This is a genomic window from Streptomyces sp. AC555_RSS877, assembly GCF_019049245.1.
Taxonomy (GTDB): Bacteria; Actinomycetota; Actinomycetes; order Streptomycetales; family Streptomycetaceae; genus Streptomyces.
The window spans coordinates 59,194-82,348 of sequence record NZ_JAGMUK010000228.1 but is presented as its reverse complement, the minus strand read 5'-3'; the positions used below and the strand labels follow the sequence as shown (position 1 = coordinate 82,348).

Below are 23,155 nucleotides of genomic sequence, written 5' to 3'. Positions count from 1 at the left end.
GCGTGGAGAACTCGGTGCGAACGCCGATGAAGGACTGACGGCGAGACAGGCCGGGTCGCTGGGCGCGGCCAAGCGGCTCGGCAGCCAGACGGCTCGGCAGCCAGGCGGCCGGGCAGCTCGACAGCCAGACGGCTCGGCAGCTCGGGAGCTCGGGAGCTCGGCGGCTCGGAGGCCGGGTAGCTCTGCGGCTCGACAGCCAGGCGGCGCGGCGGCCAGACGGCTCGGCGGTCAGGCGGCTCGGCCGTCAGGTGGCTCCCGGTCCGGTGGCTCCCGGTCCGGTGGTTAGGCCCTTGGGTATCTGGCCAGCCATCCCGGAGAGGCTCCCGCCGGGCCGTGCAGGGCGGGTCCCTGGGTCATCTCCATCGCGAAGTCGTCCGCGAGTTCCAGCAGGGTGGGACGGCCCTCCAGCTCGGCCAGCCAGGCCGGCGGGAGGGCCGTCTCGCCGTGCAGGGCGCCGAGCAGGCCGCCGGTGAGCGCGCCCGCGGCCGCGGAGGGCCCGTCGTGGTTGACCGACAGGCACAGCCCGTGCCGTACGTCCTCCCCCACGAGCGCGCAGTACACGGCGGCGGACAGCAGCCCCTCCGCCGTACCGTTCCCGATGAGTTCCTCGACCCGGGCGGCGTCCGGCATCCCCTGCCGTACGGCGCCCAGCGCGTGCTGCAATCCGTCCGACACGGGTTCGTGGCCGGGTCTGACGGTGAGCAGCGCGAGCGCCCGCTGCACGGCGCCGTCGAGGCTCTCGCCGCGGGCGAGGGCGTGCACGATCACGGCGTACGCGCCGGCCGCCAGGCAGGCGGTGGGGTGCCCGTGGGTCTGCGCGGCACACTCCACGGCCAGCTGGACGACCAGCTGCGGCTCCCACCCGACCAGCAGCCCGAAGGGCGCGGACCGGGCGGCGGCCTCCGGGCCGGCCTCACCGGGGTTCTTGGGCGCGTCCAGGGTCCCCATGGTGTCGTCGCCGAGCCCGAGGAGGAGGGACCGGGTCGGGTCCCGCCGGGCGTACAGCCACTCCTCCCGTGCGAGCCAGCCGTCCTCCTTGCGCCGCTCGTCGGGCCCCCAGTCGCGCTGGGTGGCGGCCCAGCGCAGATACGCCCGGTGCACGTCGGTGGGCGGATGCCAGGCGCCGGTGTCGCGCCGCACCTGGGCGCGTATCAGCCCGTCCACGGTGAACAGGGTGAGCTGCGTGAGATGACTGACCGCGCCGCGCCGCCCGTACCCGAACCCGAGATCGAGCAGCCCCTCCGCCCCGTACGTCTCCCGGATCTCCGCCAGCCCGAGCCCGTCCACGGGCGCGCCCAGCGCGTCCCCGACGGCCGCCCCGAGCAGGGTCCCGCGCACCCGCCCCCGGAAGTCCTGTTGCTCGGCACGCCCCCAGACGGCCCCGGCTGTCGCACCCACCAAGACCTCCCACGGCAACCGTCCAGACGTACGACAGCTCAGCACTGTAATCGAACAGAGACGGGCGGTTCAGGGGCGAATCGGTATGCCGGGAGTAACCGCAGTGGTCCGGTGTGGCCAGATTTCAGCGCAGCCGAGTCATTCCGCCCCGGCGGCGGGGACACCGCGCCGTCTCTCCCGCGGCTCCTCAAGTGGGCTCGGCACGCGGCCCGTTCGGCGTTCCGGTCACGCATACCGGCCGCCTTGATTCTGGCTCAATGCGTACGGGGTGAGCACCCCGTGAAGGGAAGATAGTCGCCATGGCCACTACAACCTCACGCAGTGCTCTCTCCCTCACCGCCACCCTTCTCACCGCCTCCGTCGCCCTCTACATGCTCCTCGTCGCCTTCGGGAACATCACCGACTTCGGGACGAACCAGCAGTTCGTGCAGCATGTGCTCGCCATGGACACGACGTTCAAGGACGACGACCTGATGTGGAGAGCCATCACCAGCAAGGGACTGCAGGACGCGGCCTACGTCGCGATCATCGTGTGGGAGACGGCCACCGCGCTCGTCCTCCTCTTCGGGACCTGGCTGTGGGCGCGCAGGGACCACGCGGGTGCCCGGCGCATCTCGACGTACGGCCTGCTGATGGTCATGCTGCTGTTCGGTGCCGGGTTCATCGCGATAGGCGGCGAGTGGTTCGCGATGTGGCAGTCCGGGGACTGGAACGGGCTGGACGCGGCGACGCGGGCGTTCGTGTTCAGCGGGATCGCGCTGCTGGTGGTGAACCTGCCGCTCGGCGACGCGGGCACGCGCTCCGCTAGCTGACCACCACGACCGTCGTCCCCGTCTCGCCGAAGGTCCACAGCGCGTCCCCGTCGGCCGTCTTCATGCGGATGCCGCCTGTTCGGACGCCCTCGGCCGGCGGGGGCGGCGAGGAGCCGTCCACGGCGCTGGAGAAGGCGATGTTGGCGCCGGACGCGGTGGCGAAGTAGACGATGTGCTCGATCTGCACGCCGTCCGAGCCGGTCGTCGCGTCCGTGCGGGTCCCGACCGTGTAGGTGCCGGGGGCGGGATCGACCGTGCCCGGCCACACCGCGAAGGTACGGCGGGCCGCGTCACTCGCGTCGACCAGCCAGACCCGCTTCTGCCCGAGGGAGTACACGATGCGCCGCCCGCTGCCGGAGCCGTCCGGCACCGCGGTCGGCGCCGCGGACTTCGTGGGCGTGGGCTGCGCGCCCGTCGCGGAGGCGCTCGGTCTGGCGGCGGTGGCGGTCGGCTGCGGCCCCTTGTCCGCCTGGACGGTCAGGACGGTGACCGCCACGACCGCGCCCACCGTCAGGCCGGTCACCCAGACCCACGAGGGAAGCCGTCGGGCAGGCACGGGCACGCATCTCCTCAGCTACGGGACCCCACATATCGGGGGTCCGATCATCGTACTGTGAGCCCACCGGCCGCGGATCCCACCGGCCCCACGTCAGCCCGCTCCCCGCGACGCCCGCCACATGGTGTGCTCCCTGCTGATCGCCTCCTCCGCGTCCGCGACCTCCTGGGCCCAGGAGGCGCTCTCGGCCTGGGTCAGCCGGTCGTGGACGACGCTCAGCTCGGTGGCGGCGAACGTGTAGGCGCGGCCCAGCGTCTCGTACTGGCGCACCGCGAACCACGCCGAGCCGGCGCCCAGCACGGCCGCGAGGACCCCGGCGAGGTCGAATTCCAGCACACCGGTGAGCCGTAACACCGCCGCCGTCAGGCCCAGACCTTCGACGGCGATGAGCAGCAGCCGCCAGCGCCGCGCCCGTACGACGTTGGCCCGCGCCTTGTTCGTGTACCAGCCCAGCTGGTCCTCGACGCGATGCTCCAGGTACGCCGCCTTGCGTGCGGCGAAGTCACGGCCGCGCAGGTCGTTCATCGCGTCCGTGACCGCGGCCGACCCCATCGGGGCGAGGCTGGTGGCGGGAGCCTCCCTGACCAACTCCCGTAAGCGCTCCAGGAAGCGGAGCTGGGCCTCGCCCTGCGGCAGCTCGGCCGGGAACGGGGTCCCGCCCACCGCGTACCGCCAGGCGAGCGTCTTCGTGGACTCGGCCAGTGCCCGGCCGTCGTACCAGGCTTGCTCCGGCCGCTCCGCCAGCAGCCAGACCTCCACCAGCAGCGTCGTGACGAAGACCGCGACCAGGGCGAGGAAGGCCGCCCGGTGGTTCAGGACACCGAACAACGCGGCGGCCACCGCCAGCACCAGCCGCCACTTCGTCCCTCCGAGATAGCGCCGCTGGCCGGTCAGCGAGGCGGTGTCCGAGGAACGGAACACCACCGGCATGTCGTCGTCCCGCAGTCCGTCCGTGGTCGTCACGCTCACGCTTCGTCCCCTCGCCACCGGATCAAGGCGCCCAACGGGCCCTTTCTACTGCCCGGCCGGGGTGCGGGTCAGTCCAACACCGGCAACAACTCCGGAAGATGTCCGTCCGACACGGTCGCCGCCCGTCGGCGTTCCTCGGACACCTCGCCGTACAGGGTCGTCCGCGGCCGGGCCGGGCGGCCGGCCGTCTCCGCCACCTCGATCAGGTCCTTGACGGACTTGTACGAGCCGTAGGAGGAGCCCGCCATGCGGGAGATGGTCTCCTCCATGAGGGTGCCGCCGAGGTCGTTGGCGCCGGAGCGCAGCATCTCGGCCGCGCCCTCGGTGCCCAGCTTCACCCAGCTGGTCTGGATGTTGGGGATGTGCGGGTGGAGCAGGAGACGGGCCATCGCCGTCACCGCCCGGTTGTCGCGCATGGTCGGGCCGGGGCGGGCGATGCCCGCCAGGTACACCGGCGCGTTGGTGTGGATGAAGGGGAGGGTGACGAACTCCGTGAAGCCGCCCGTCTGTTGCTGAATGCGCGACAGGGTCCTCAGATGCCCCAGCCAGTGCCTCGGCTGGTCCACGTGCCCGTACATCATCGTCGACGACGAGCGGATGCCCAGCTCGTGGGCCGTGCTGACGACCTCGATCCAGGTCGCCGTCGGCAGCTTGCCCTTGGTGAGGATCCAGCGGACCTCGTCGTCGAGGATCTCGGCGGCCGTGCCGGGGATGGAGTCGAGGCCGGCCTCCTTGGCGGCCGTCAGCCACTCGCGGATGGACATCCCGGTGCGCGTCGCGCCGTTCACGACTTCCATCGGGGAGAAGGCGTGCACGTGCATCCCGGGGACGCGGGACTTCACCGCGCGCGCGATGTCGAAGTACGCCGTCCCGGGCAGGTCCGGGTGGATGCCGCCCTGCATGCAGACCTCCACCGCGCCGACCTCCCAGGCCTGTTGGGCGCGGTCGGCGACCTGGTCCAGGGAGAGCGTGTAGGCGTCGGCGTCCGTGCGGCGCTGGGCGAAGGCGCAGAAGCGGCAACCGGTGTAGCAGACGTTGGTGAAGTTGATGTTCCGCGTGACGATGTACGTGACGTCGTCGCCGACCATCGACCTGCGGACGTCGTCCGCGATGCGGGTGAGGGCGTCCAGCGCGGGGCCGTCCGCGTGCAGCAGGGCGAGGGCCTCCTCGTCGGTGAGACGGGTCGGGTCGTCGGCCGCCGTCGCCAGGGCCTGTCGTACGTCCGTGTCGATGCGCTCCGGCAGCATGCCGGGGGCGGCGGCCTCGCGCAGGGCGCCCCAGTCGCCGTAGACCTCGTCGAAGTCGTCGCGGCGGTCGGACGTACGGCCCTCGGTGTCGATGGTGCGGTGCAGGTCCGTACGGCCCGTCGACTCGAAGACCTCCTCGGGCTCCTGCCACGGGTGGCCTTCGACGACGGCGTCCTCTCGCGCCAGGCCCGTCTCCGGGTCCGCGAGCGCCCGTACGTGCGGTCGCAGCCGCGGGTCCAGCCAGGGCTCGCCGCGCTGGACGAACTCGGGGTACACGCAGAGACGTTCCCGCAGCGCGAAACCGACGGCGGCCGACCGTGCGGACAGCTCCTCGATCTGCGGCCACGGGCGCTCCGGGTTGACGTGGTCGATCGTCAGCGGGGACACCCCGCCCCAGTCGTCGATACCCGCGCCGATCAGGCGCTCGTACTCGGAGTCCACGAGGTTCGGCGGGGCCTGGAGACAGGCCGAGGGGCCCATGATGTGCCGGGCCACCGCCACCGTCGCCACCAGCTCGTCCAGTTCCGCGTCCGGCATGCCGCGCATCGCGGTGTCCGGCTTGGCGCGGAAGTTCTGGATGATCAGTTCCTGGACGGAGTGGTAGGCCCGGGACACCTTCCGCAGCGCGAACAGGGACTCGGCGCGCTCCTCGTACGTCTCACCGATCCCTATGAGGATCCCGGACGTGAAGGGGACCGACGAGCGGCCGGCGTCCTCCAGGACCCGCAGCCGCACCGCCGGTTCCTTGTCCGGCGAGCCGTGGTGCGGGCCGCCGGGCTCGGACCAGAGCCGGGTGGCCGTCGTCTCCAGCATCATGCCCATGGACGGGGCGACCGGCTTGAGGCGCTGGAAGTCCGTCCAGGTCAGCACTCCGGGGTTGAGGTGGGGCAGCAGGCCCGTCTCCTCCAGGATGCGGATGGAGATGGCGCGGACGTAGGCGATCGTGTCGTCGTAGCCGTGCGCGTCCAGCCATTCGCGCGCCTCCGGCCAGCGCTCCTCGGGCTTGTCGCCGAGGGTGATCAGGGCTTCCTTGCAGCCGAGGGCGGCGCCGCGGCGGGCCACGTCCAGGACCTCGTCCGGGGACATGAACATCCCGTGCCCGGCGCGGCGCAGCTTGCCGGGCACGGTGACGAAGGTGCAGTAGTGGCACTTGTCCCGGCACAGCCGGGTGAGGGGGATGAAGACGCTTTTCGAGTAGGTGATGACGCCGGGGCGGCCCGCCGCCTCCAGGCCCGCGTCCCGCACCCGGGCGGCGGACGCGGTGAGGTCTTCCAGGGCCTCGCCCCGGGCCTGGAGCAGCACCGCGGCCTCGGCGGTGTCGAGGGCGACGCCGTCCCGGGCGCGTTTGAGGGCGCGACGCATGGAGTTCTCGGTGGGGCCGGTTCCGGAGGTCGCGGAAGTCGTCATCCTTCGAGCATACGGAGGGGCTCCCCCGGTTCAGCAGGGTCGGGGGGTGTTCGTGGGAGGGCTGTCGTGCGTTGCCCGGTGCGGGTTCGTCGTGGCTTGTCGCGCAGTTCCCCGCGCCCCTGGGCTGGTTGCCGCCACCTCGGCTACAAGTACTCGGCGTATTCGTCCAGTACCCGCAGCACCTCCGCCTCGCCCGCCGGCGGCAGCTGCACCACGACCTCCTCGATGCCCAGCTCGGCGTAGTGCGCGAGCTTGCCCGGCGAGGGGTGGACGGCGTACGGGACGACCTGGAGGGCCGCCGGGTCGCGGCCCGCGTCCGCCCAGGCCGCGCGCAGTACGGGCAGCGACTGCGACAGGCCGCGCCCGCCGATCGGCAGCCACCCGTCGGCGTACTCGCTGATGTGGGCGAACAGTTTCGGCCCCGCCGCCCCGCCGACCAGCGTGCGCGGACCGACCACGGGACCGCGCGGCTTCTGTACGGGCTTGGGGTGGGCGAAGCTCGCCCGGACGCTCCCGAACTCCCCCTCGTACGCCGTCGGCTCGTCGCTCCACAGGGCCCGCATCAGCGCCATGCGCTCGCGGACGAGCTCGCGCCGGGTGCGCCACTCGACGCCGTGGTCGGCGGCCTCCTCGACGTTCCAGCCGAAGCCGAGGCCGAGGGTGAAGCGGCCGCCGGAGAGGTGGTCGACGGTCGCGATCTGCTTGGCGAGGTCGATCGGGTCGTGCTGGGCGACGAGCGTGATGCCGGTGCCCAGGCCGAGCCGGTCGGTGACCGCCGCGGCCTGGCCGAGCGCGACGAAGGGGTCGAGGGTGCGGCCGTACTCGGGCGGCAGCTCCCCGCCCGCCGGGTACGGGGTGGTCCGCTCGACCGGGATGTGCGTGTGCTCGGGCAGGTACAGCCCGGCGAACCCGCGCTGCTCCAGCTCACGGGCGATCCGGGTCGGGGTGATCGTCTCGTCGGTGAGGAAGATCGTCACGGAGATGCGCATGGCTCATCTGTACCGGGTGAGGGCGCGCCTGTCCATACCGACCGGTCGGCACACAGCTACAGGGCCTGTCCGGGGGTGCAGGGGTCAGTTCCGGGCCGCGCGTGCCCTCGTCAGGTGCTTCAGCTCGATGATCGTCGCGACCGCTCCCAGCCAGCGGGCCGCCGTCTCGTCGGCGGGGGCGCCGCCCGCGAGCTGGGTGGCGGCCTCCAGCCAGTCGCGTACGACCACCGCCGCCCCGGGGCGCGGCAACGGCTCGGGCAGCTCCGCGGCGTAGGCCAGGCCGCCGGCCCGGACCACCTCGGCGAGGAAGGCCACCGAGCGGGGCTGGGTGCCGAGGCGGTCGAGGATCACGGCGGCGGCCGCCGCGCCGTCGCCGAACAGGGCGGTGCGGCGGGGGCCGGGGGCGGCGGTGAGGCCGTAGCGCAGGAGCACGCCGACGTCGAACCCGGCCAGTTCGTCGTCGGTGTAGGACGGGTGGTCTGAGGTCGTGTTCATCGCGGGCCTCGGCTCAGCTGACGGTGACGGTGTAGGTGACCCGCTCGGGCTCGGACGGGGTGGCGGACGGGGACGCGGTCGGCGTCTTCGTCTTCGTCTGCGTCTGCGTCGGCTCCGGGGAGGCCGCGCTGCTGCCGTCGCCCTCGCAGCTGGTCTTGAACGTGCAGTGCATCAGCACGATCTCGGTGCTGCCCTTGCCGGTGGCCTCGAAGGTGAAGGTGAGGTCGCTGCCCGCGCCGGGCACCGGCTCGTCGCCGGAGTCCGACGCACTCTTGCTGCCCCGGTCGCGGACCACCGAGGTGTCGGGCCCGGGGTCGCCCAGGTACCAGTGCTCGCGGGTGGAGGCGTTCTCCTCGACGGTGAGCGTGAAGCGCTCCCCGACCTCGGCGGAGATGCTGCGGTCCTGGGCGGGGTGGCTCCTGGGCGCGGTGGGCTCGGCGGACTCGTCGGTTCCCGTTCCGCAGCCCGTCGCGAGCGCGAGGAGGGCGAGGAGGGCGACCGCGGTGACTCCGGTGCCCCCAGCCCCCGTTCTGTTCCGGGAAGTGGACGCCGTACGCATCGTTGGGTTCACTGTTTCGCTTCCTCGCCCCTCAGTACTGGGACAGCACCGAGGGCCGCTCGCCGAAGGTCGGCATCGTGGACATCTCGCTCTCGGCCACGGCCACGCTGTTGACCCGGGTCTCGACGAGGCCGTCGCTGCCGGAGTACGCCCCCTTGGCCAGGTGCAGCTTGTCGGCGAGCTCGTGCAGCGCGTCCTCGATCGTGCGGGCCTCCGCCGCCCAGGCCGCGATGTACGAGTTGATCGCCTCCGCGGAGACGGCGCCGCCCAGGAGGTCCGTCGCGTAGCAGGCCCTGGAGTCGACCGCGGTACGGATCTTCCCCGCGTCGTCGCCCGCCTCGTTCAGCTCTTTCGCCTGGCCGGTGAGCCCGCTCTTGCTGACCGAGAAGTCCCGCGCGGACGTGGAGTCCTGTGCAGAAGGCATCGTCATCCCCCGTATCCCCCCTATCCCCCGTTGATCACGTCGGCGGGGAGGCTAACACGCGGCAGCGGCCCGGACCTCCTCGCGTCACACGGCCCGCACGCGGCTCCCACACCATCATCAAGACGGCCGCTGACCAGCGCCCTACTGCGGGACGTAGACGCTGTACGCGTCGTCGAGTTCACCGTTGGACGCCTTGCCCATGTTGCCGTTGATGAAGTCGTCCTCGCTGACCCAGGTGGTGGTGCCCCAGGGGTTGTAGATCTGCAGCATGTCGCCCTCCTGGCCGATGATGGTCATCGCATGGGCGCCGTCGTCGCTCCTGACGTCGACCGGGACCGGCTTCCCTTCCGCGACCGCCTTCTCGACGTCGGTCAGGGCCTGCCTGCGTTCGTCGGCGGTGTTCATGTCGCGGCGCTGGTAGTCGTCGCCGGTGGCGCCGCCGATGGCGTCGTCGGCGATGCGTTCCTGCCCCTCGGGGCCCATGCCGCTCCACTTCTCGCCGCCGTCGCCTTCCGTGTGCAGCCGGTGCTGCTCCTCCACCAGACGCTGCCGGAAGGCCTCGGGGTCGTCCTCCTGGCCGCTGGGGCCGCCGGTGATGTCGAGGGCGTAGAGGGGGTCGACCATGGCGCGCGCGGTGACGGTGGAGGAGGCCACGCAGGTGCCCTCCGAGCCGTCGCCGCCCTGGACCCACTTCTGGCCGTTGAACGTCTGGTCGTCGATGTTGACGCTGGACCCGTCGGGGTTCGTCCCCTCGTCCTTCAGGCTGTCGCCCTGGGTGGTGATCGGCGACAGGTGCCGCTGCAGCCAGGCCGGGTCCTTGCCCTGGATCTTGAAGGCGAACTCGTCGATCTCGTCGACGCTTCGGCCCGCGGCGAGGCCCTTCATGAGATACGCCTTCTCCTGCGGGGAGGAGGCGTTCGCCATGAGCAGTTCCATCCGGGCCCGGTCGGCCGGCGGGAGGTTCTCCATGGCCCGCCCGGAGCGCTCCAGTTCGGCCGCGGAAAGGATCTCGTTGTACTCGGCCGCGCCCTTCACATTGCTGGTGTCGGCGAGCATGAGACGGTCGACCGCGGACAGTTCGTCGGTGTCCATCTTCCCGGCGCGGGCCTCCGTGGCCCACTTGTTCAGGTCCCGGGCCGCGACGCGGCAGGCCTCGCCGGCGGCGAGAACGGCCTTGCGCATCAGACCGACGCCGTAGGAGGCGAAGTGGGCGGCGTTCGCCCGGTCCCACTCCTCCTCGTCGTTCTCGCGCAACTCGTCGAAGAAACCTTCGCGGTCGCTGCCCATCTCCGACAGCGCCTGCTGCAACTTCCCCCGGCCCTCGCCGTCCTGGCGCTGGGCCTCCATGATCGCGTCGGCCAGGACGATGAGCGCCCGGGAACCGCCCTCGAACGCCTCCGCCATCTCCGACACCGTCCGCGACACGGCACTCACCGCGTCCGAGGCGAGGACGCTCGTGTCGCCGACCCAGACCTCCGGCAGCCCCTTGCGGGCCACCCTGTCCACCCGCTCGTGCAGGCCCATGGCCTCGTCGAGCTGGTCGCGGTACCGCATGCCCAGCGATTCCAGGGTTCCCGGGTCACCCTCCGGCGGGGGCTCGGCGAACGCGAGGTCGATCAGATCGAGCAGGTCGTTCTTGCTCCCGGCCTTCAGCATCCGGTCGCCCAGCCCGGCCAGCCGCTCGGCCCGCTCGGACGCGGACTCGTCGATCCGCCGCAGAACTCCTGTCATCGCCGGCCCCGTTCCCCCGTTTTCCGTCCCCGCGGTACCGGCGCCTTCGACGCGGCTGCCCGTGCGGGGGTACTGAACATGATCATGCCCGCGGGACGTTAACACGGCGCCGAGCGCACCGACCCGAAGCTCACACGCCGTGCACACGGCTCCCACGGCATCCCCGCGCGGGGCGGGTCGGGGGCAGGCGCGGCGCCCCGCGCAGGGGCGGACTGGGCGGGTGCGGCATCCCCGCCCAGGGGCAGGACCCGGCGGGTACGGCAACCCCCGTGCACGGGAAGGACCGGGACAGGAACGGCAACCCCGCGCACGGGCAGGACCCGGCGGGTACGGCATCCCGCGCAGGGCGGGTCGGGAACAGGTACGCCGACCCCGCACGGGGGCAGGACCGGGCGGGTACGCCGACCCCGCGCAGGGGCGGGACCGGGGCAGGTACGCCAACCCCGCACAGGGCAGGGTCAGGTGCTGAGCTCGTCCGCCGCCAGGTCGGCCACCACCGCCGCGTGATCCGAGGCCCACACCCCGTCCACCGGCCCGTCGCCCGCCCGCCGGACGTGCCGGACGTGGCCCTCGCCGGCCGGGCCGGGTGGGCCCACGTGGATGTAGTCGATACGGACGGGGGGCTCCAACACCCGGGCCGCGTAGGGGTTCTCCGGGGTCCAGGTGGCGGAGGGCGCGGCCGGGCCGGCGTACTCCCAGGCGTCGTAGAGGACTTGGCCGGGTACGACCGGCTCGGTCTTGTACCCGCCGAACAGCCGGACCGCGTCCGAGTCCGGCCAGGCGTTGAAGTCCCCGGTGACGACGGGCGGGAACGGGGTGTCGCCGCGGTGGCGGGCGACGAACCTCGCGAGGGCGGTGACCTGGCCGCAGCGCACCGCCGAGGCGGCGGGGGCCGAGGTGAGGTGGGTGGTGAAGAAGGGGACGTCGTAGGCGGGGGTGGCCAGGCGGGCGTACAGGGCCGTGCGGCCGTCGGCGAGGCCGGCCGGTGCGGGCAGCGCCAGCACCGCCTGCTCGACGACCGGCCAGCGGCTCAGCACCGCGTTGCCTATGTCGACCGTGGGGTCCCCGAGGCGTTGCCGCCAGCGTTCGGGGGACGGGGAGGGCGCCCAGGCCCAGTGCAGGCCCAGCTCCTCGGCGAGCCACTCGGCCTGGTTCTCCCCGCCCGCGGCCCACACCTCCTGCAGACCGACGACGTCGGGGCGCAGATCCCGCAGCACCTCGATGATCGCCTTCTGCCGTGCTTCCCAGGGGCCGAAGCGCCACCACAGGTTCCAGGTCACGACCCGCATCCGCAGCCACCGTCCTCGATTTGCGCCGCGTGGGCGACCATTGAAGCAGCCGTGCGAACGATCCCGCCGCCCCTTCCGTCACAAGGAGCCCCACGGACGATGTCCCGCCTCGCCGATCTCAGGTTCCGCGCCGCCACGACCTTCCAACGCCGAGTCGGCAACCCTGTACTGCGCCGCCTCCCTCTCCAGACGGTCCTGGAGACCACGGGCCGCGTCTCCGGCCTGCCCCGCCACACCCCGGTGGGCGGCCGCCGCGTCGGCGACTCCTTCTGGCTGGTGTCGGAGTTCGGCGAACGGTCCCAGTACGTCCGCAACATCAAGGCCGATCCGCGGGTACGGGTACGGATCCGCGGACGCTGGCATCCGGGCACGGCCCACCTGCTCCCCGACGACGACCCGGTGGCGCGACTGCGCGGCCTGCCCCGGCTCAACAGCGTCGGGGTCCGGGCGTTCGGGACGGATCTGCTGACGGTGCGGGTGGATCTGGACGGGTGAGGTCAGGGCCCCGGCCGGACTCAGTCCACCACCTGTGGGTCACGGAAGTAGTGGACGACCGTCACTCCCATGCCCGGCGTGTGCGTGTACACGACCGTGGTCGCTCGGCTGAATCGCGTGCGAGGGGTGTCGTGTACGTGTACTCCACGGACGGGGCCGCCAGCCCGGGATCTCGCGGCCGACCGCCGGGTCGCGGCCGATGGTCACGAGTGCTCCCGGACGACTTCCCGCTCCCCCTCCGTCAGGTCGCCGAACGCCTTCCTCGCAGGCTCGGCCTCCTCCAACGGTTCGTTCACGTGGGGCCGCCTCCGGCGCGCGCCTCCTCGAGGGCGGCCATGATCTCGGGCGAGTTCCTGATCAGAACCCGGTGCCGGTAGGCGCGGACCACTGCGGCGGCGCCCTCGAAGTCGTTGGTCGGGGAAGCTCCTATGGCGGCGGCCAGCTCCTCCTCGAAGCGCTCCCGGTCACCCGGGAAGCCGTAGCGGCTGAGCGCACCGCGCACGTCGTCCACGGTCCGGATCTCGGGCAGCGGCATCGCTCCCCAGCCGTGCTCGGGCTGTGCGCTCATGGTCTGCTCCTGGTGCAAGGGCATGGCTCCACTTCTCAGTATGGCCCGGCTCACCACTTCGCCGCCCCGTCCCCGCACTCGGCCCACAGCAGCTTGCCGCCCTTCGACGCGCCCAGCTCGTTCGTCGACATGGCCGGAGAGAAGACCCGCGGCTGTTGGTGGGACGCCTACCGAGATGTGCTTCCGTCGGGGCTGCTCACGCTCGCCGAGCTGGAGCACCACGCAACGGCCATCCGCACCGCCTTCACCGCGCACATTCCCGGCATGCTCCAGACCACCGAGCACGCCCGGGAGATCTTCAGCCAGGCGATTCCGACTCCCACCCCGCCGGAAGTCGAGCACCGCGTCTCGCACCGCATCAAACGCCAGGACGTCGTGTTCCGGGAGAACCCGAATCCGTACAGCACCGTCGTCCACGAAGCCGCCCTGCACATGCGGGTCGGCGGCCGACGGGTGGCCAGAGAGCAGCTCCATCACCTGATCGACATGAGCGAACGGGACCACATCACCCTGCGCGTACTCCCCTTCGACGTCGGGGCGTTCCCAGGGTCAGGCCAGTCCATCAACTACCTGTGCGGCCCCGTACCGGAGTTGGACACCGTGCAACTGGACCAGTTCCACGGTCCGGTCCTTCTGAATGCCGAGGCCCACCTGGAGAAGTACCGGCGCCTCCTGGACGTCGTCGAAGCCACGGCCCTCGGCCCGGAGAAGTCCCGGGATCTGATCCGTTCCATCGCCCACAACCTGTGAAGGAGCCGACATGCCCACTCCCCTCTGGCAGAAGTCGTCCTACTGCCAAGAAGGTGAGGCCTGCGTCCACATATCCGCCCCCTCCCCCACCACCGTCCACGTCACCGAAAGCGCCGACCCCGCCCAAGCCGTCCTCACCGCCGATCCCGTCGCGTTCGGTGCCCTGCTCGGCATGCTGAAGGCGGCGGGCCGGCCGTGAACCCGTCCGACGCGACATAGCACCGCGTCGGCAATCCCGTGCTGGAGACCACCGGCGCACATCCGGCCTGCCCGCCACTCGCCTCCGCAGCCTCCGGCTCAACAGCACGGGGGCACGACCGCCAGTGGCCCGCCCGAGCCGACCAACCGCTGAATTCCCCACGTCCGATACGCATGAGACGTGACGGGAACGGCGATATTCACGATACGTACGTAAACATCACCGGGGGGTGCCGTTGACGGTCAGCATGCTTCCGCAGCCGACCACCCTGAACCCGCCACCCGGCGCAAACCCTTGGCGGTTGGTGCGTCGGCTCTGGCGGTCCAGGAAGGCACTGTCGGGCATCACCCAGTGGTTAATCGACTGGGGTATGCCTGTCGTCGCGGTGCTCGCTCTCGCATGGACCTTGGCCGCGCGGGCTGAGACGCCGCTGGACGTCTATCAGACGGTGACCCTGATGGAGTCGCCCGAGCGCAAATGGCTCTGGCTCCTGTCGCTCGTCGGCTGGCTCCTGGTACCCGCGATCATCGGTGGCGTGGCCGGTGAAGTGATCGCGAACCGCATCAAGAACGTGAAGTCGCTGCCCACGGGCAAGATGTACCAGCGGCGCACGCTCGGCCAGCGGATCCGTTTCCCGTACCTGATCGACGACCTGACGCGATACGTACACGCCGACCCGACCACCGCCGTCGGCGCAGGCCGGCAGGAATTCGTCGACGTCTTCGTGCGCGTCGCGCACAACAACAACTGGCGGCTCGCACTGAACCACTGGGAGATCGCCGTCAGGGACGCGATGTGCACTGAGGAGTACGCGCAGTTGGACCGGCACGAGTGCCTGCGCGCAGCGCAGAGCTTTACGCGCATCCATCTCCGGGCGCCCGCCGTGATGTACGGACGGTGCCGGGTGTGCAACGCTCGATGACGACGAGGAGGTGACTCATGCCCACCGAGAGTGCAGTGGAACTCGCCCGCGCCTCCCTGGCTCTGGCCTTTCCTCAGGCGAGCGATGAGGAACTGACGCGGGCTGCCGAGCTCGTCGTGCGCTGGGGGTCGGAGGGAGTGGGCGAGCGGCTCGATCCCGGCCACGCGGAGCGCATGCTCCTGGACCTGATGGCCGCCGTCGGCGAGAACCCGGAGGAGGTCGAGCGCCAGTACTACCCCGAGGCGCGTCCAGCGGGCACCCGATTCTGGACGAGGCCCGACCGAGCCCCCCGTCTACCGGTCCGCGATCCGGATCCCGACGACCCAGGGCGCGGCTGAGCAGGGCCGGAGCTCACCCCGGCCACACGATCGCCTGCACCTCGCTGTAGGCGTGCAGCGCGTACGACCCCACGTCCCGCCCGACCCCGCTCCTCTTGAACCCACCGAACGGCGCCTCCATGTTGCGGCCGACGGTGTTCACGCCGACCCCGCCGGCCCGGAGTCGCCGTGCCACCCGGAAGGCGCGGGCCACGTCCGCCGACCAGACGTAGTCGATGAGTCCGTAGTCGGTGTCGTTGGCGAGTTCGACCCCCTCCTCCTCTTCGTCGAAGGGGACGACCGACACGACCGGGCCGAAGATCTCCTCGCGGGCCACGCGCATGTCGTTGGTGCAGTCGGCGAGGAGGGTGGGGGCGACGTGGAAACCCCGGTCCAGCGGCGGCCGTTCGCCGCCCGTCACCACCACCGCGCCCTCCTTCCGGCCGAGTTCGACGTACGACTCCACCCGGTCCCGGTGCGCGGACGAGATCACCGGGCCGACCACCGTGTCCGGCTCCCGCGGGTCGCCCACTTTCAACCGGCCTGCATACGCGGCCAGTTGCTCGACGAGACGGTCGTACACCCCTCGCTGCGCGAGCACCCGCGTCGGCGCCGTGCAGATCTGGCCGCTGTAGAAGGAGAACGTCGTCCCGATCCCGGCCACCGCCGACCCGACGTCCGCGTCGTCGAAGACGACCGCCGCCCCCTTCCCGCCCAGCTCCATCAACTGACGTTTCATGGACCGGCCGCAGACCTCGGCGATCCGCTGCCCGACCACCGTCGAACCCGTGAAACTCACCATGTCGACGTCGGGGGACGCGACGGCCGCCTCCCCCACCTCGACCGACCGTCCGGAGACGACGTTCACCACGCCGCGCGGCACCCCGGCCGCCTCCAGTGCCTCCGCCATCCGGTAGACGGAGAGGGGATCCTGCGGGGCCGGCTTCACCACCACCGTGTTGCCCATGGCCAACGCCGGGGCGACCTTGCCCGCCGGGTTGGCCCAGGGGTTGTTGTAGGACGTGATGCAGGTGACGACCCCGACCGGCTGTCGCACGGCCAGCGCGCCCATCACCGCCGCCCGTCCCATCGGCCCGGCCTCGTTGATCTGTGGCGCGATCGCCCACTCGGCGGGTTCCACACGCGCGTAGCGCCGGAAACGGGCGGCGGCCACCCCGACCTGCATCCCGCGCGCCGTACCCGTCGTCGCCCCGGTCTCCGCCCGGGCCAGCTCCGCGTACGGCACCAGGCGGTCCCGGATGATGTCCGCGGCGCGCGCCAGCACCGCCGCCCGTTCCTCCGGCGCCGTACGCGACCACGGCCCGAAGGCCTCGCGGGCCGCAGCGCAGGCCGCGCGCACCTGGTCCCGCGAGGCCTCCGGCGCCCACCCGACGGTCCCCTCGGTCGCCGGGTCGACGACCTCGTAGTGACCACCCTCCGGCTCGACCCAGGCACCGCCGACGAACAGCCGCTGTCCCTCGGTCACCTGGTCGCCACCGTCCGCGTGTCCCGCCCCGAGCGCAGCACCTTCCCCGGTACCGACCCGCTCACCACGTCGTCCCGGATCGCCTCGACCCCGTTGACCCATACGGCCCGGATCCCGATGGCCTTGGAGTCCAGCCGGGGGCTGTCTCCCGGCAGGTCGTGCACCAGGGTGGCCGTGCCCGCGGCGATCCGTTCCGGGTCGAAGAGGACGAGGTCCGCATGCCAGCCCTCCCGCACCTGCCCGCGCTCCCGCAGCCCGAACAGCCGCGCCGGATCGGCCGTCAGCATCTTCACGGCCTGCTCCAGGCCCACCAGTTTCCGGCCGCGCAGACAGTCCCCGATGAAGCGGGTCGTGTACGGGGCTCCGCACATCCGGTCCAGGTGCGCGCCCGCGTCCGAGCCGCCGAGCAGCACGTCCTCGTGCTGCCAGGTCTCGGCGCGCAGGGCCCAGGACGCCGGGTCGTTGTCGGTCGGCATGGGCCACAGCACCGTACGCAGCTCGTCGGCGGCGCAGATCTCGACCAGGCACGCGAACGGGTCCTGGCCGCGTTCCGCAGCGATGTCCCGCACGACCCGCCCGCTCAGGCCCCGGTTCGCCTCGCTGTACGTGTCGCCGATGACGTACCGCCCGAAGTGCGCCAGCCGCCGGAAGACGCCCGCCTCCTTGGACCCGGCCCGCTCCAGCATCTCGGCCCGGACGGACGGGTCGCGCAGCTTCTCGATCCGTTCCGGGACGGGCAGGGCGAGGATCGGGCCCCAGCCCGGGATGAGGTTGAGGGCGCAGAAGGTGCCCAGGGACATGTTCATCGGCGTGAGGATCGGCATGGTGAGCGCGACGACCCTGCCGCCCGCCTTCCGTGCCCGCTCGCTCGCGAGGAGCTGCCGGGGCACCCGCTCGGGGACGGACGCGTCGACGGTCAGGACGTTCCAGTTCAGGGGGCGTCCGGCCGCCGCGCTCATCTCCGCGAGCAGGTCGATCTCCGCGTCGCTGAACTGGTCGAGACAGCCGGCGACGATCGCCTCGATCTGCGTGCCCTCGTGTTCACCGACGGCCCGCGACAGCGCCAGCAGCTCGGCGGGCAGGGCGTGCCGGGAGGCGACCGGCTTGCCGTCGCCGTCGGAGTGGGTGGACGACTGGGTGGTGGACAAGCCCCAGGCGCCCGCGTCCATCGCCTCGTGGAACAAGCGGAGCATCGCCGCGAGCTGTTCCTCGCTCGGCTGTCCGCCGATCGCGTCCGGTCCCATGACGTACCGCCGCAGCGCGCAGTGCCCCACCATGAAGCCGGCGTTGACGGCGATCCGCCCCTCCAGCGCGTCCAGGTACTCGCCGAAGCCGTGCCAGGTCCAGGGCGCTCCCTCCTCCAGCGCGACCAGGGACATGCCCTCGACCTTGGACATCATGCGGCGGGTGTAGTCGGCGTCCTCGGGGCGTGCCGGGTTCAGGGGCGCCAGGGTGAACCCGCAGTTGCCGGCGGCGACCGTCGTGACGCCGTGATTGAGGGAAGGGGTCGCGTACGGGTCCCAGAACAGCTGGGCGTCGTAGTGCGTGTGCGGATCGACGAAGCCGGGGGCGAGGACGAGGCCGTGCGCGTCCTCGGTGGTCCGGGCTTCTTCGGTGACCGTGCCGATGGCGGCGATACGACCGTCGCGGACACCGACGTCCGCAACGTAGGCGGGCGCGCCCGTACCGTCGACGACGGTCGCGCCTTCAATGACGTGATCGAGCATGGGCTAGCCTCCTTGAACGCCGGGCCGGTGTACGTACCTCAAGGGCGCGGGGAACTGCGCGACCAGCCCCCCACGCACCCGCCCCCCGCAACGGCGATCACACGGCAGCCCGGAACCGCGACGTCCGATGCACCGGATCCGTGTCGATCTTCGGAATCACGTGCTCCCCGATCAGCCGGATCGTCTGCAACGTCTCCTGCTTCGGCACCCCCACCGGCAGCCCGAAGCTCAACTGATCTGCCCCCGCCTGCTCCCACCGCTTGCACTGCCGGAACACCTCGTCCGGATCCCCGCAGATCAGCAGCTCCTCCTCGATGAGGACCTCGACGAACTCCGCGGTGTACTCGGGCAGGATCTCCGGCCACACCGGGAACCCCTCGGGACGGGGAAACGTGTCGTGGTACCGGAACACCAGCGACGGCAGATAGTGCAGCCCGCCGTTGACGGCGATCTCGATCGCCTCGGCGTGCGTCGGCGCGCAGATCGCGGTGGTCGTCACCATCACGTTGTCGTTGACGAAGGCGCCGATCGGCTCGGCGTCCACGACCGCCGTCTTGTACTGCTCGAGGACCCACTCCATGTCGGAGACCTTCTGCACACTGAAGCCGAGCACCCCGAGGCCCTTGCGGGCGGCCATGGCGTACGAGGGCGGCGACCCGGCGGCGTACCACATCGCGGGGTGGGACTTCCCGTACGGCTTGGGCAGGATCTTCCTCGGCGGGAGCTGCCAGTGCTTGCCCTGGAAGCCGACGTACTCGTCCTGGAGCCACATCTTCGGGAACTCGGCGATGGTCTCTTCCCAGATCTCCTTCGTGTGGTTCATGTCGGTGATGCCGGGGAGGAAGCCCAGGATCTCGTGCGAGCCGGCCCCGCGTCCGCTGCCGAACTCGAAGCGGTTCTGGGTGAGATGGTCGAGCATGGCGACCTTCTCGGCGACCTTCACCGGGTGGTTGACCTGGGCGAGCGGGTTGAAGATCCCGGAGCCGAGGTGGATGCGCTCGGTGGCGTGTGCGAGGTAGCCGAGGAAGACGTCGTTGGCGGAGAGGTGGGAGTACTCCTCCAGGAAGTGGTGCTCGGACGCCCAGGCGTACTTGAAGCCCGACCTGTCCGCCTGGATGACGTACTCGGTCTCCTCCATCAGCGCCTTGTGCTCGGCCAGCGGGTCGGTCTCGGCGCGCTTGCCCACGTATCCCTGTACAAAGAGCCCGAATTCCAAGGAGGTTCACCGTCCCCGGTTCTGGTATCTGGGTGCATGATTTCTGACGTACCGTCAGATTTGCTTGACGCCGACTGTGGCACCGCGGGCATGGACCGTCAATAGCTGATGGCCAGTCAGACGACGGTCACGCCCGCGAGCCAGCCCCCGTCGATCACGAACGGCTGCCCCGTGATGTAGGAGGAGTCCTCGGAGGTCAGGAAGAGCGCGAGTCTGGCCACCTCCTCCGGGCGCCCGATCCGTCCGAGCGGCACGAGCTTGCGGTAGAGCGCGTCCGTCGCACCCTCGGGGTCGGCACCCGGATTGCTCATCGCGGTGTCGATGGCTCCCGGGCACATGGCGTTGACCCGTATCCCCCGGTCCGCCAGCTCCAGCGCGGCCACCCGTGTGAGCCCGACGATCGCGTGCTTGGTGGCCGCGTACGCCCCCACGTACGCCATCCCGGTCATCCCGGTGTAGGAGGCGGTGTTGACGATCGTGCCCCCGTCGCGCATCCGGGGTGCCACGGTCTTGATGCCCAGGAAGCAGCCGACCTGGTTGACCCGCAGGACACCCATGAACTCGTCGAGGGGTGTGTCGAGGAGACTGTTGAAGCGGAGGATGCCGGCGTTGTTGACGAGCCCGTCGACATGGCCGTACGCCTCCGTGACCGCGTCGGCCGCGGCCCTCCACTCCTCCTCCCGCCCCACGTCGAGATGCACGTACAGCGCCCCGATCTCCTTCGCGAGAGCCTGCCCCTGCTCGTCGAGCACATCGGCCACGACGACCTCGGCCCCCTCCTCGCGGAACAGCCGCGCCTCCTGCTCCCCCTGCCCGCGCGCCGCCCCGGTGACGATCACGACGCGTCCGTCCAGCTTGCCCATGCTGTCTCCTTGTCGGAATTACAGGTGCGGGCCTATGTCCGCGCCGAAGGCGGCCATCTGGTCGGTGAGTTCGGTACGGCTCCGGCTCCGGAACCTGACCTGGATCTGCTGGACGCCCATCGCGCGATAGGCGCGCAGGGACTCGGCGAGGGCGTCGGGCGGGCCGGTGAGGGTGCGGCGCCCGACGTCCCAGGTGGGCGTGCCGACGTACAGCGGCTCGGCGATGGCACCGACGGTGAAGGATCCCTGGACGGCGGCCTCTTCCCGGATGCTTCTGATCGTCTCGATCTGTGCGGGCAGCCGGTCACGCGGGTCGCCCTGCGGAAGCCAGCCGTCGCCCTTGAGCGCGGCCCGGCGGACGGCGGCGGGCGAGGAGCCGCCGACCCAGAAGGGGACGCGGGTCTGGGCCGGCCGGGGACGCTGGCCGAGGTCCTGGAAGTCGTAGAGCTTGCCGTGGTGTTCGGGGAACTCGTCGGAGCCGAGCGCCCCGCGCAGGGCGTCGAGCGACTCGTCGAGCACGGCCCCGCGCTGCCGGAAGTCGACCCCGAGCGCCTCGAACTCCTCGGGCACATGCCCGGCCCCCACCCCGAGGATCAGCCGCCCGCCGCTCAGGTGGTCGAGGGTCGCGTACTGCTTGGCGCTGAGCAACGGATGGCGCAGACCGACGACGGCGACGTGGCTGAGCAGCCGGACGCGTTCGGTGGCGGCGGCCAGGAAGGCGAGGGTGGCGATCGGGTCGTACCAGACCGTACTCATCGCGGACGCGAGCCGACGCGGGATGGCGACGTGGTCGCAGCAGGCGACGTACGAGAATCCGGCGCGGTCGGCGGTCCTGGCGATCTCGACGAGGTCACCCGGGCCGGCGGCGGCCTCCCACGGCTCGGCGTAGAGGGTGCTCTGGGACTGGACGGGGAGCTGGATGCCGTACGGGATCATCCCTCGATCACCTCGGACCGTTCCAGAGTCCGTCCGGGGTGAGCCCGAGCAGGTCGATGGCGTTGCCCCGCACGATCCGTTCCACCACGTCCGGAGTGAGGTGCCCCATCTGGGCCTCGCCGACCTCCCGCGACTTCGGCCAGGTCGAGTCGGAGTGGGGGTAGTCGGTCTCGTACAGGACGTTCCCGACTCCGACGGCGTCCAGGTTCCGCAGACCGAAGGCGTCGTCGAAGAAACAGCCGTAGACGTGCTCGGCGAACAGCTCGGACGGCGGCCGGTGGACCTTGTCGGCGACCCCGCCCCAGCCGCGGTTCTCCTCCCAGACGACGTCGGCGCGTTCGAGGATGTAGGGGATCCAGCCGATCTGGCCCTCCGCGTACATGACCTTGAGGTTCGGGAAGCGCTCGAACTTGCCGCTCATCAGCCAGTCCACCATCGAGAAACAGCAGTTGGCGAAGGTGATGGTGGAGCCGACGGCGGGCGGGGCGTCGGCGGAGGTCGACGGCATACGGCTGCTGGAGCCGATGTGCATGGCGATGACCGTGCCGGTCTCGTCGCAGGCCGCGAGGAAGGGGTCCCAGTCGTCGGTGTGGACGGACGGCAGCCCCAGGTGCGGGGGTATCTCGGAGAACGCGACCGCACGGACACCGCGGGCGGCGTTGCGGCGGACTTCCGCGGCTGCCAGTTCGGCGTCCCAGAGGGGGATGAGGGTGAGCGGAATGAGGCGGCCGTGCGCCTCGGGCCCGCACCACTCCTCCACCATCCAGTCGTTGTAGGCCTGGACGCACAGGAGGCCGAGCTCGTGGTCCTTCGCCTCCGTGAAGGTCTGGCCGCAGAAGCGCGGGAAGGTCGGGAAGCAGACGGCGGACTGGACGTGGTTGACGTCCATGTCGGCGAGGCGGGCGGGGACGTCGTACGACCCCGGCCGCATCTGCTCGTAGGTGATGACCTCCAGCTTGATCTCGTCCCTGCTGTAGCCGACGGCGGTGTCGAGGCGGGTGAGGGGGCGGTGCAGGTCCTCGTAGACCCACCAGTCGCCGAGGGGACCGTCGTCACCCGGCTTGCCCATGACGGGCTTGAAGCGGCCGCCGAGGAAGGTCATCTCCTTGAGGGGGGCGCGGACCGTGCGGGGACCGGTGCCGAGGTACTTCTTCGGGAGCCGGTCCTGCCAGACGGTGGGGGGTTCGACGGTGTGGTCGTCGACGGAAATGATCGGAGGAAGAGGTGAGTTGGTCTCCATGGGGGCACGGTAGCGCCGATCTGACGGTCCGTCAGCTAGCGGGATGGGGCTTGCGCGTTCCCCAGCAGGTGGGGAGAGGGCGTGAGGGGCTTGTGATATCCCGCGCGCCTCCCTGTGATCGCGCCCCCCGCAGCTGACGCATCTGCCATGAACAAGGCAAACTGGCGGGGTGGCTCAGGACATCTAGGGGGACGACGGCGATGGACGGTGTACCGCGAGTGCCGGAGGTACCGCGTGTACCGGAGCAGAGGCGCCGTCCCGGCTTCTCCGAGGAGGAGGCGGTAGTGCCGGGAACGGGCGTGCGGGGGGCCGAGGCGGCGACCGTGACTCACGGATCAGGCGAGCCCGGGGCTGACGAGGGGTGTGGGTCGGCCGTGGCGACTGGATCCGACGGGGCGGAGACCGAGGCCGGGGCCGCAGTCGTACGGGCCGGAGCGCCCGGGGCCGGGGCGGAGGCCGGGGCGCCGGGGGGTGAAGTGGTGTCCGTGGCAGCGGGATCCGGTGCGTCCGGGGGACAAAGGGCGGCTCTGGCACCGGAATCGGTCGGGCGTGGCTCTCAG

General features: G+C 71.3%; 22 protein-coding genes and 1 pseudogene. 6 read left to right on the top strand and 17 right to left on the bottom strand.

The features are described 5' to 3' along the window. Positions 1-282: 282 nt before the first annotated feature. Positions 283-1,398, bottom strand: a complete 1,116-nt coding sequence (locus KUM49_RS46895; protein ID WP_217243124.1) for an ADP-ribosylglycohydrolase family protein — start codon at positions 1,396-1,398, stop codon at positions 283-285. 299 nt (positions 1,399-1,697) lie between these two features. Between KUM49_RS46895 and KUM49_RS46890 the strand changes: the two genes are divergently transcribed. Then, positions 1,698-2,210 carry a DUF2165 domain-containing protein gene (locus KUM49_RS46890; protein ID WP_217243123.1) on the top strand — a complete coding sequence of 171 codons (513 nt, stop codon included), beginning with the start codon at positions 1,698-1,700 and terminating at the stop codon, positions 2,208-2,210. Here KUM49_RS46890 and KUM49_RS46885 read toward each other — a convergent pair. The 9 genes from KUM49_RS46885 to KUM49_RS46845 all read right to left on the bottom strand — a co-directional run bounded on the left by KUM49_RS46885 (position 2,203) and on the right by KUM49_RS46845 (position 11,876). Then, positions 2,203-2,772: a hypothetical protein gene (locus tag KUM49_RS46885; protein WP_217243122.1), complete on the bottom strand. Its 570-nt coding sequence runs from the start codon at positions 2,770-2,772 to the stop codon at positions 2,203-2,205. The genes KUM49_RS46890 and KUM49_RS46885 overlap by 8 nt on opposite strands. Positions 2,773-2,859: 87 nt before the next feature. Continuing rightward, positions 2,860-3,735: a DUF4231 domain-containing protein gene (locus tag KUM49_RS46880; RefSeq protein ID WP_308407032.1), complete on the bottom strand. Its 876-nt coding sequence runs from the start codon at positions 3,733-3,735 to the stop codon at positions 2,860-2,862. Positions 3,736-3,803: 68 nt separating this feature from the next. Then, positions 3,804-6,389: a bifunctional FO biosynthesis protein CofGH gene (locus KUM49_RS46875; RefSeq protein ID WP_217243121.1), complete on the bottom strand. Its 2,586-nt coding sequence runs from the start codon at positions 6,387-6,389 to the stop codon at positions 3,804-3,806. 143 nt (positions 6,390-6,532) lie between these two features. Then, positions 6,533-7,378: an LLM class F420-dependent oxidoreductase gene (locus KUM49_RS46870; RefSeq protein WP_217243120.1), complete on the bottom strand. Its 846-nt coding sequence runs from the start codon at positions 7,376-7,378 to the stop codon at positions 6,533-6,535. A gap of 84 nt (positions 7,379-7,462) precedes the next feature. Further along, entirely contained in the window at positions 7,463-7,873 is a 411-nt protein-coding gene (locus KUM49_RS46865) for a hypothetical protein (protein ID WP_217243119.1), read from the bottom strand. 13 nt (positions 7,874-7,886) lie between these two features. Continuing rightward, positions 7,887-8,444, bottom strand: coding sequence for a protease inhibitor I42 family protein (locus KUM49_RS46860; RefSeq protein ID WP_308407031.1), 558 nt, complete (start codon positions 8,442-8,444; stop codon positions 7,887-7,889). A gap of 19 nt (positions 8,445-8,463) precedes the next feature. Then, positions 8,464-8,856 (bottom strand): hypothetical protein, encoded by a 393-nt coding sequence (locus KUM49_RS46855; protein ID WP_217243118.1) that lies wholly within the window; start codon positions 8,854-8,856, stop codon positions 8,464-8,466. A gap of 141 nt (positions 8,857-8,997) precedes the next feature. After that, positions 8,998-10,587 (bottom strand): peptidoglycan-binding protein, encoded by a 1,590-nt coding sequence (locus KUM49_RS46850; protein ID WP_217243117.1) that lies wholly within the window; start codon positions 10,585-10,587, stop codon positions 8,998-9,000. A gap of 458 nt (positions 10,588-11,045) precedes the next feature. Continuing rightward, a complete protein-coding gene (locus KUM49_RS46845; protein ID WP_217243116.1) occupies positions 11,046-11,876 on the bottom strand; it encodes an endonuclease/exonuclease/phosphatase family protein in 831 nt (276 codons plus the stop codon). Positions 11,877-11,975: 99 nt separating this feature from the next. Between KUM49_RS46845 and KUM49_RS46840 the strand changes: the two genes are divergently transcribed. Continuing rightward, entirely contained in the window at positions 11,976-12,371 is a 396-nt protein-coding gene (locus KUM49_RS46840; RefSeq protein WP_217243115.1) for a nitroreductase family deazaflavin-dependent oxidoreductase, read from the top strand. A 292-nt stretch (positions 12,372-12,663) separates the two neighbouring features. Here the strand turns inward: KUM49_RS46840 and KUM49_RS46835 are convergent, their stop codons facing one another. Further along, a complete protein-coding gene (locus KUM49_RS46835; protein ID WP_217243114.1) occupies positions 12,664-12,939 on the bottom strand; it encodes a hypothetical protein in 276 nt (91 codons plus the stop codon). A gap of 117 nt (positions 12,940-13,056) precedes the next feature. On the opposite strand from KUM49_RS46835, the pseudogene KUM49_RS46830 reads away from it, so the two are divergent. From KUM49_RS46830 to KUM49_RS46815, 4 genes and pseudogenes are all read left to right on the top strand, one after another. Continuing rightward, a pseudogene (locus tag KUM49_RS46830) lies at positions 13,057-13,689 on the top strand (DUF5753 domain-containing protein); the annotation flags it as partial. A gap of 10 nt (positions 13,690-13,699) precedes the next feature. After that, positions 13,700-13,888 (top strand): DUF397 domain-containing protein, encoded by a 189-nt coding sequence (locus KUM49_RS46825; protein WP_217243113.1) that lies wholly within the window; start codon positions 13,700-13,702, stop codon positions 13,886-13,888. Positions 13,889-14,123: 235 nt separating this feature from the next. Next, positions 14,124-14,810, top strand: coding sequence for a DUF6313 family protein (locus KUM49_RS46820; protein WP_217243112.1), 687 nt, complete (start codon positions 14,124-14,126; stop codon positions 14,808-14,810). Positions 14,811-14,827: 17 nt separating this feature from the next. Further along, positions 14,828-15,148, top strand: a complete 321-nt coding sequence (locus KUM49_RS46815) for a hypothetical protein (protein WP_217243111.1) — start codon at positions 14,828-14,830, stop codon at positions 15,146-15,148. 13 nt (positions 15,149-15,161) lie between these two features. Here the strand turns inward: KUM49_RS46815 and KUM49_RS46810 are convergent, their stop codons facing one another. The 6 genes from KUM49_RS46810 to KUM49_RS46785 all read right to left on the bottom strand — a co-directional run bounded on the left by KUM49_RS46810 (position 15,162) and on the right by KUM49_RS46785 (position 22,595). Further along, the gene (locus KUM49_RS46810) at positions 15,162-16,613 is read right to left on the bottom strand and encodes an aldehyde dehydrogenase family protein (protein ID WP_217243110.1); all 1,452 of its coding nucleotides are present in this window, start codon (positions 16,611-16,613) and stop codon (positions 15,162-15,164) included. Continuing rightward, complete coding sequence (locus KUM49_RS46805; RefSeq protein ID WP_217243109.1) at positions 16,610-18,340, bottom strand: amidohydrolase family protein; 1,731 nt, start codon at positions 18,338-18,340, stop codon at positions 16,610-16,612. Before KUM49_RS46805 ends, KUM49_RS46810 begins: the two co-directional genes overlap by 4 nt. 97 nt (positions 18,341-18,437) lie before the next feature. Further along, positions 18,438-19,556 carry an LLM class flavin-dependent oxidoreductase gene (locus tag KUM49_RS46800; protein WP_217243108.1) on the bottom strand — a complete coding sequence of 373 codons (1,119 nt, stop codon included), beginning with the start codon at positions 19,554-19,556 and terminating at the stop codon, positions 18,438-18,440. A 116-nt stretch (positions 19,557-19,672) separates the two neighbouring features. Beyond that, positions 19,673-20,419 carry an SDR family NAD(P)-dependent oxidoreductase gene (locus KUM49_RS46795; protein WP_217243107.1) on the bottom strand — a complete coding sequence of 249 codons (747 nt, stop codon included), beginning with the start codon at positions 20,417-20,419 and terminating at the stop codon, positions 19,673-19,675. An 18-nt stretch (positions 20,420-20,437) separates the two neighbouring features. Next, the gene (locus tag KUM49_RS46790) at positions 20,438-21,355 is read right to left on the bottom strand and encodes a TIGR03619 family F420-dependent LLM class oxidoreductase (protein ID WP_217243106.1); all 918 of its coding nucleotides are present in this window, start codon (positions 21,353-21,355) and stop codon (positions 20,438-20,440) included. Between the two features lie 7 nt (positions 21,356-21,362). Continuing rightward, on the bottom strand, positions 21,363-22,595 hold the full coding sequence (locus tag KUM49_RS46785) for an amidohydrolase family protein (RefSeq protein ID WP_217243105.1): 1,233 nt from the start codon (positions 22,593-22,595) through the stop codon (positions 21,363-21,365). Between the last annotated feature and the right edge of the window lie 560 nt (positions 22,596-23,155).